Source organism: Methylobacterium sp. WL116 (assembly GCF_008039455.1).
GTDB lineage: Bacteria > Pseudomonadota > Alphaproteobacteria > Rhizobiales > Beijerinckiaceae > Methylobacterium.
Window position 1 is genome coordinate 1 of the sequence record NZ_VRUV01000671.1, and the last position, 2,103, is coordinate 2,103.

The window sequence follows — 2,103 nt, forward strand, 5'->3', positions numbered from 1 at the left end:
TGCCAGGTCCGCCCGTCGCGCTCGATCAGGGCGATGGCGGCGGTGGGGCCCCAGCTGCCGGCCGGGTAGGCGCGCGGCGGCTCGCGGCGGTCGGCCCAGGCCTTGAGCAGGCTGTCGGCCCAGGCCCAGGCGACCTCGACCTCGTCGCGGCGCATGAACAGGGTGGCGTTGCCGCGCACCACGTCCATCAGCAGGCGCTCGTAGGCGTCGGGGTAGCGCTGCTTGAAGGTCTCCTCGAACGAGATGTCGAGGTTGGTCGGCCGCAGGCGCATGCCGCCGGGGCCGGGATCCTTGGTCATCACCTCGAGCTTCATGCCCTCCTGCGGCTGCAGGCGGATGACGAGGCGGTTGGGCTCGCGCCCGAACGATTCCTCCGGGAAGATCGAGAACGGCGCGGCGCGGAACTGCACCACGATCTCGGACAGCTTCTGCGGCAGCCGCTTGCCGGTGCGCAGGTAGAACGGCACGCCGGCCCAGCGCCAGGACTGGACCTCGACCTTGCAGGCGACGAAGGTCTCGGTGCGGCTGTCGTGCCCGAGCTCGTTGAGGTAGCCCTCCACCGGCTTGCCGTCGACGGCGCCCTGGACGTACTGGCCGCGCACCGTCACGTGCTGCACGTCGCCCGCGGTGATCGGCTTGAGGGCGCGCAGCACCTTCAGCTTCTCGTCGCGCACCGAGTTGGCGTCGAGGTTGAGCGGGCTCTCCATCGCGGTGAGGCAGAGCAGCTGCAGGATGTGGTTCTGCAGCATGTCGCGCAGAGCGCCGGACGTGTCGTAGTAGCCGGCCCGGCCCTCGACCCCGACGGTCTCGGCCACCGTGATCTGGACGTGGTCGATCACGTCGGCCGTCCAGAGCCGGTCGAAGATCGTGTTGGCGAAGCGCAGCGCCAGCAGGTTCTGCACCGTCTCCTTGCCGAGGTAGTGGTCGATCCGGAAGATCTGCTCCTCGGGAAACACCTCGCCGACCGCGTCGTTGATCGCGCGGGCCGAGGTCAGGTCCTTGCCGATCGGCTTCTCGAGCACGACGCGGGATTTCGGGCCGACGAGGCCGAACTTGGCGAGGTTCCGGCAGATCGAGCCGTAGAGGTCGGGCGAGGTGGCGAGGTAGAACGGGCGCACCTGGTCCGGCCGCTCGTCGAGCTTGGCCACGAGCTCGGTCCAGCCGTCGTCGCCGGCGCCGTCGACCGCGACGTAGTCGAGATGGTCGAGGAAAGCGGCGAGCGTCTCCGGGTCGAGGTCGTCGGGGGCCACGAAGCGCTTCAGCGCGTCCTGCGTGCGGGCGCGGAACGCCTCGACCGCGAGCTCGGAGCGCGAGGCGCCGATGATCCGGGAGGTGGCCGGGATCTGGCCGTCCTTGTAGCGGTGGTACAGGGCCGGCAGCAGCTTGCGGGTGGTGAGGTCGCCGGTCGCGCCGAACACGACGTAGTCGAAGGAGGCGACGGGAATGATGGTGGCCAAGGGCTGCTCCCGGTTCGATGCGGCGGCGTGGCGGTCCGCCGGCGGGCGGCTCGCGCCGCCGGCCCGATCACACCCCGCGGCTTAGGCCTTTGCAATTGCTTCGCCAAGGTTCGCGACGGCTTCGCCGAGGAGCGGCCGAGAGGGGCGGCCGAGAAGGGCGGCGAAGCGGCGGGCGGGGACGGATGCGGCGGATCCGGTGCCGTTAAGCACGTCGCTTAGCGAGATCTTCAAATGGGACCATCATCCTCACGGTGTCGCCGCCGGTCTTCGCGCGGTCGCACGCGGGTCTCCGGGAGGTCGGTCCGGCCATGCAGCAGGGTTACGAGCGGTTCGATCGCGACGCGGACTGGGAGGACGCGCGGCCCCGCCGCCGGAGCGCGATCGGGCGGGTGTTCGGGCTGCTCAAGCTCGTGCTGTTCCTCGCCCCGATCGCGCTGTTCGCGGCGAGCTACCTCGTGACCGATTGCGGGTCGCGCTCGGGCGGCGGCCTCGGCCAGCTGCTCAAGGCCGGCGCCTGCGCCCGCAACGAGATGCTGAACCGCGCCCTGTCCCTGCCGGACGACCTCGGCACCCTGCGCCGCGCGAAGACCGGCGGCGACACCGTGAGGATGATGGTCCCATTTGAAGATCTCGCTAAGCGACGTGC

Annotated in this window: 1 protein-coding gene and 1 pseudogene; one reads left to right on the plus strand and one right to left on the minus strand. The window is 70.5% G+C overall.

All coding sequences use genetic code 11. The features are described 5' to 3' along the window. The coding region (zwf, locus tag FV223_RS26050) for a glucose-6-phosphate dehydrogenase (RefSeq protein WP_147729648.1) at nt 1-1,457 on the minus strand (1,457 nt) is incomplete at its 3' end. Nucleotides 1,458-1,765: 308 nt separating this feature from the next. Here zwf and FV223_RS26055 point away from each other — a divergent pair. Then, nucleotides 1,766-2,103: pseudogene (locus FV223_RS26055) on the plus strand (hypothetical protein); the annotation flags it as partial.